The organism is Burkholderia sp. Ac-20344 (genome assembly GCF_017104975.1).
In the GTDB taxonomy this organism is placed as follows: Bacteria; Pseudomonadota; Gammaproteobacteria; order Burkholderiales; family Burkholderiaceae; genus Burkholderia.
This window is the reverse complement of sequence record NZ_JAAGPP010000276.1, coordinates 1-5591: the sequence shown is the minus strand read 5'-3', so window position 1 is coordinate 5591 and position 5591 is coordinate 1. Positions and strand designations below refer to the sequence as shown.

The following is a 5591-nucleotide window of genomic DNA, read 5'->3' as shown; positions in this document are numbered from 1 at the left end:
AATCAATGTTAGTAGACCCGCAGACGCGTGTACGTGATCTAAGTTTATTTTTAGTGGCCACACAACCCCACAAGTATACACAGTTGTTGCCACTCTTCCCCGACACGACGCTGTTCCGCTCGAGCGGCCGCACGCCGTCGTGCACGCCACCGCACGGCTGCAGCAGCACCTCGAGTTCGTCCTCGTGGCGGCTGACGAGCGCGCGGTGCCGCTCGAGCGCGGCCGGATCGAGCAACGCCTGCGCGGCATGCCGGACGATGACGATCGCGCGATCGTCGCGCCGCTCGACGATCGCATCGATCCGCCGCCGGGCGCGCGCCACCGCGGCGCTCACGTGTCGCTCCCGGAATGGCGCGCGTGCCTCACAGCGAACCCTGGAATTCGAGCACGCGTGCCTTGAACTCGTCGGGCACCGCCTGCGTCGTGTTGTTCGCGTAATCGAACATCACGTGTGTCGACATGCCCCGCGCGACGATGGTCTGGTCGTCGCGCTCCATCAGGTGTTCGAGATCGAAGCTCTTGCTGCCGAAACGCACGATGCTCGACCGGATCGTCAGGTTGTCGCCGAATTGCGCCGGTGCGAGGTACTCGCACTGCGTCTTCACCATGATGTGCGGCAGCTTCTCGCTCCGCGGCAGGCCGAGGAGATCGAACATGTAGCAGAGATACGAATGCTGCAGATAGTCGTAATAGACGGGACTGCTCACATGCCCCATCGAATCCGTATCGCGATACTTGACGTGAATGGGCGTTTCGTAATGACGTTTGGACATGGTGATTCTCCGCAATGACTGGGTTGATTTATATTCTCTAACCTGATCGGCCTGTCAGGAATTTGAAAATTAATCGAACACCTATCGGGACGCCACTATCAGAACGAATAGCGATCCGCTGCGGAAGGGCGTGTACTCGGCAGCCTCAACCCCAAGAAAAATACTCCATAACCGCTCCATTAAAAATCGAATTTCCCGCCCGATGAAAATCTCAAAAACGGGCAAAACCAACGCTTCATACTCCTGCGGCCCAGCTTATTTCTGTCATTCATAAGGTTATGAATTAGAAACTGGCAACTATGTTAGTTGCGCATGGAAAGAGCGATTCAATACAGTCGCGCTGTAGTAAAAAATCCACCGAATTATCGACAGGAGGGCAGTCCCCATGCATGCAGATACCTGGACGACGAACCGTGACGCCGTGCTGCACCTGCCATCCCCGGCGGATCTGGCCGGCACGCTGCAGCCTACGTTGCGCGCGTCGCGCACGGTTCATACGGCTCGCCACGCGATCGCCGACGTGCTGAACGGCAAGGACGACCGTCTCGTGGTCATCGCCGGCCCGTGCTCGGTGCACGACCCGGCCGCGGCGCGCGACTATGCGGCGCGGCTCGCGCTGCAACGCGCGCGATTCGCGGACGAGCTGGAAATCGTGATGCGCGTGTACTTCGAGAAGCCGCGCACGACGGTCGGCTGGAAAGGGCTCATCAACGACCCGCTGCTCGACGGCAGCGGACGGATCGACGCGGGGCTGCATACGGCCCGCGCGCTGCTGTGCGACATCAACGGGGCGGAGATGCCGGCGGCGACCGAGTTTCTCGATCCGCTGTCGCCGCGCTACCTGGCCGACCTGGTCGCATGGGGTGCGATCGGCGCTCGCACCGTGGAATCGCAGGTGCATCGCGAGCTGGCGTCGTCGCTGCCGATCCCGATCGGCTTCAAGAACGGCACCGACGGCAACGTCCAGGTCGCCGTCGATGCGATGTGCGCGGCCGCGCGCCCGCATCGCTTCCTGTCGGTCGATGCGGGCGGCCGGCTATGCGCGACGGCATCGTCCGGCAATCCGCATACGCACGTCGTGCTGCGCGGCGGGCGCGAACCGAATTTCGACGCGGCCGCCGTGAATGCCGCATGCGAGCGCATGGCGGCCGCGCAATGCGCACCGCGCGTGATGATCGACGTCAGTCATGGCAACAGCCGCCGCCAGTTCCGCAATCAACTGGGTGTCGGCACGGCCGTCGCCGCGCAGGTTGCGGCCGGCGACACGCGCATCGTCGGCGTGCTGATCGAGTCGAACCTGATCGAAGGGCGCCAGGATCTCGTGCCCGGCATGCCGCTGCGCTACGGGCAGAGCATCACCGACGCGTGCGTGTCGTTTGCCGACACCACGCAACTGCTCGAGACGCTCGCGCATGCGGTTCGTGCACGGCGGCGAGGCCATGCGCCGGCGCCGGACATCGAATTCGCGCACGAGCCGCTGCTCGCGTGCTGCGCGTGAGCCGCCCGGCGCAGTACGGTCAGATTTCGGCTTCGTCATAGATCCGCGTCGCGTCGCCGGCCCAGGCGTCGCGATAGCGGGCAAGCCAGTGCTCGGCCTGGGTCGGCGCACCGGCGACGATCTCGTCGAGCGGCGCGAGATACACGGACTCATCGCGGCCGGCTGCATCCCTGCGCGCCCGCGCGCGCAGGCCGCGATGCGCGATCGCCAGCGCATCGGCCGCGAACGCGCGCAACGGGCGGCCGTCGACCGACGCGCCGAGCCCGAAACGCGGCACGTCGCGCCGCAAAGTCAGCAGCGCGCCACGGTCGATCGCGGCGGCCAGCGTCTCGGCCTCCGACAACGCGGCCGAATCGTACAGCAGGCCGGTCCAGAACGCGGACAGCGCGACCATCATCGCGGGCGTGCCCGCATCGGCGCCGCGCATCTCGAGATAGCGCTTCAGCCGCACTTCGGTGAAGACCGTCGTCAGATGGTCCGCGAAATCGCCGAGCGTCGGCGTATCGCCCTCGAGGTGCGGAATGCGGCGTCGCATGAAATCGCGGAACGTCCATCCGGTCGCATCCGTGTAGCGGTCGCCGCGCCGCACGAAATACATCGGCACGTTGTCGAGCAGCCAGCTCACGTAGCGCTCGAAGCCGAAGCTGCGCGACAGGAACAGCGCAGGCGCCCCGCAGCGATCCTCGTCCGTGTCGAGCCACGTGTGGGCACGCGTCGACAGCAGGCCGGTCGGCCGGCCGTCGGAGAACGGCGAATTCGCGAACAGCGCGGTTGCAACGGGCTGCAACGCGAGCGACACGCGCATCTTGCGCGCCATGTCGCTTTCCGACGCGAAATCGAGGTTGACCTGCACGGTGCAGGTGCGCTGCATCATGTCGAGCCCACGCGTCCCGACGCGCGGCATATAGCGCTGCATGATCCCGTAACGCTGCTTCGGCATCCACGGCAGCGCCGCGCGCGCAAGGTGAGGGTGAAAACCCAGCGGCGCGCAGCGCAGGCCGAGCGGGTCGCACGCGTCGCGGGCCGCAGCGAGGTGCGCATGCAGTTCGGCATGCGTATCGTGCAGCGTATCGAGCGGCGCGCCCGACAGTTCGAGCTGGCCGGCCGGCTCGAGCGAGATCGCCGCGCCATCGCGCTGGATCACGCCGACGATCCGTCCGGCATCGACGATCGGCGTGCCGTCGCCTTGCAGCCGCGCGAGCACTGCGGCGATCCCTGACGGCCCGTCGTAAGGCGCGGCTGCGTGCGTCGCACGCGCGACGACGAACTTCTCGTGCTCGGTACCGATCCGGAACTGCGCGGCCGGCTTGCAGCCGGCGGCCAGATGATCGGCAAGCTGCTGCTCGGAGACGATCGGCGTGTGGTCCGACCCAACGGCATTCGACATCGACACCCTCCACAAGTCACATTGATCGACCGCCCGGCCGGTCGCACGGCGACTATAGCGATGTCGATGCAGGTGCTGTACTGGCAGGGGTGATAGGTGCGGGCCGTACTACGGCTGCCTGCGCTTCGCGAAGTAATGCGCGGGCGAATCGCCGAACGCGCGGCGGAACATCGCGATGAAGTTGCTCGGCGTCGCATAGCCCAGCGCGTCGGCGATGTTGGCGACGCTGTCGCCGTTCGCGAGACGTTCGAGCGCATGGGTCAGACGCGCCTGCTGACGCCATTGCGCGAAGCTCGTGCCGGTTTCCGCGACGAACAACCGGCTCAGCGTGCGAGCGGACAGCCCGGCCCATTCGGCCCATGCGTCGAGCGTGCGGCTGTCGTGCGGCTGCCCGAGGATCGCGTTGGCGATGCGCAGCAGCCGCCGGTCGCGCGGCATCGGCAGGTGCAGCGGCTCGTGCGGTGCGCGGCGCATCTCGTCGAGCAGCACGACGCTGATGCGCGCCTGCTCGATATCGAGCCGATCCTGGTCGGCCCACGACACCGCGCGCCGCACGAGCGCGCGCATCAGCTCGGTGATCGCGATCACGCACGGCTGGCCCGGCATCCGCCGGCTCGCGGCCGGTGCGATCACGACGCTCCAGCCGCTCAACGCACCGCTGATGCTGACCTTGTGCTGCTCTCCGGGCGGAATCCAGCCCGCGCGATGCGGCGGCAGCAGCCACGAACCGTGCGGGGTGCGCACGTGCGCGAAACCGCTTTCCACGCAGAACACCTGGCCGCGCAGATGACTGTGCCAGTCGACCTCGCGGGTGCCGAGCCGGTACGTGTTGCGGCCGTCGTCCTCGCCCCAGACGGCGATCAGCGGCGGGCCGTCCTCGCGCTCGCTCGGATCGGCGTCGGCGCGTTGCACGGTGCGCGGGGGAGAAAGGTCTCGGATGGGCATGGCCGGAATTCATTATTTTTTGTCTAAACAACATTATCAGCTTTGTCCGGGGGCGTCCAACAATGCATGTCGTGTTCAAACCGATACGAAGCAGAGGAATGCGATGCATGCAGCACTTGCTCCCTGGACACGCGACGCCGGCGCGCTGAGCGTCATGTCGCGAATCGCCGTCGCCGCGGCGCTCGTCGTGCTCGGCGCCTGCGCGAGCCGCGACGGGCTCGCGCCGGCCGGCACGCTGCGCGGCGCCGATACGCTCGCCGCGTCGCGCAGCCTCGCGCAGGTGCCGGCCGCCGACTGGCCGGCCGCCGACTGGTGGCGTGCGCTGAACGATACGCAACTGAATGCGCTGATCGACGAGGCGCTCGCCGGCAACCCCGATCTCGCGACCGCCGATGCGCGCGCACGCGAAGCGCAGGCGCTGGTGATCGAAGCGCAGGCCGCGCGGCTGCCGCACCTCGTCGGCCGTGCAAGCGCGAAGGCCGAGCGGCTGTCCGGCACCCAGTTTTCGTCGGGCGAGGGCGGCGGCTTCTTCAGCCACACGCGCGAGATCAATCTCGGCCTGAGCTGGGACCTCGATCTGTGGGGCGGCCGCCGTGCCGCGTGGGAAGCCGCGCTCGGCGACGCGCGTGCCGCGCAAATCGATGCGCAGGCCGCGCGCGTGCTGCTGTCGGTCAACGTTGCGCGCGCCTACGTGAATCTCGCGTACGCATTCGATCAGCAGGACGTCGCGCGGGCCGAATACGAGCGCGCCGACGAAGCGCTCACGCTCACGCGCCAGCGCGTCACGAAAGGCATCGACAACGTCGCGCAGCAGCGTCAGGCGGAAAGCGAAGTCGCTGCCGCGACGCGCGAGCAGGCACGCACCGCGCAGGCGATCGACAGCGCGCGCATCGCACTCGCGATCCTGCTCGGCGCCGGCCCCGATCGCAGCCTCTCGCTGGCGCGGCCCGCGCCGCTACCGGCCGCCGCGCTCGCTGTGCCGGCCGAC

Annotated in this window: 6 protein-coding genes; 2 read left to right on the top strand and 4 right to left on the bottom strand. The window is 67.3% G+C overall.

Features of this window, described 5'->3' with window-relative positions; all coding sequences use genetic code 11:
- A partial coding sequence (locus tag G3N64_RS38060; protein WP_205788738.1) for a hypothetical protein occupies positions 1-334 on the bottom strand: 334 nt, incomplete at its 3' end.
- Between the two features lie 28 nt (positions 335-362).
- Complete coding sequence (locus tag G3N64_RS38055; RefSeq protein WP_021159585.1) at positions 363-773, bottom strand: acyl-CoA thioesterase; 411 nt, start codon at positions 771-773, stop codon at positions 363-365.
- A gap of 385 nt (positions 774-1158) precedes the next feature.
- On the opposite strand from G3N64_RS38055, the gene G3N64_RS38050 reads away from it, so the two are divergent.
- Positions 1159-2271, top strand: a complete 1113-nt coding sequence (locus tag G3N64_RS38050) for a 3-deoxy-7-phosphoheptulonate synthase (RefSeq protein ID WP_205788737.1) — start codon at positions 1159-1161, stop codon at positions 2269-2271.
- A 19-nt stretch (positions 2272-2290) separates the two neighbouring features.
- On the opposite strand, the gene G3N64_RS38045 is transcribed toward G3N64_RS38050, so the two are convergent.
- On the bottom strand, positions 2291-3658 hold the full coding sequence (locus G3N64_RS38045; RefSeq protein ID WP_205788736.1) for a glutamate--cysteine ligase: 1368 nt from the start codon (positions 3656-3658) through the stop codon (positions 2291-2293).
- Between the two features lie 108 nt (positions 3659-3766).
- On the bottom strand, positions 3767-4603 hold the full coding sequence (locus G3N64_RS38040) for a helix-turn-helix transcriptional regulator (protein ID WP_205788735.1): 837 nt from the start codon (positions 4601-4603) through the stop codon (positions 3767-3769).
- Between the two features lie 154 nt (positions 4604-4757).
- On the opposite strand from G3N64_RS38040, the gene G3N64_RS38035 reads away from it, so the two are divergent.
- The coding region (locus G3N64_RS38035) for a TolC family protein (RefSeq protein ID WP_241021427.1) at positions 4758-5591 on the top strand (834 nt) is incomplete at its 3' end.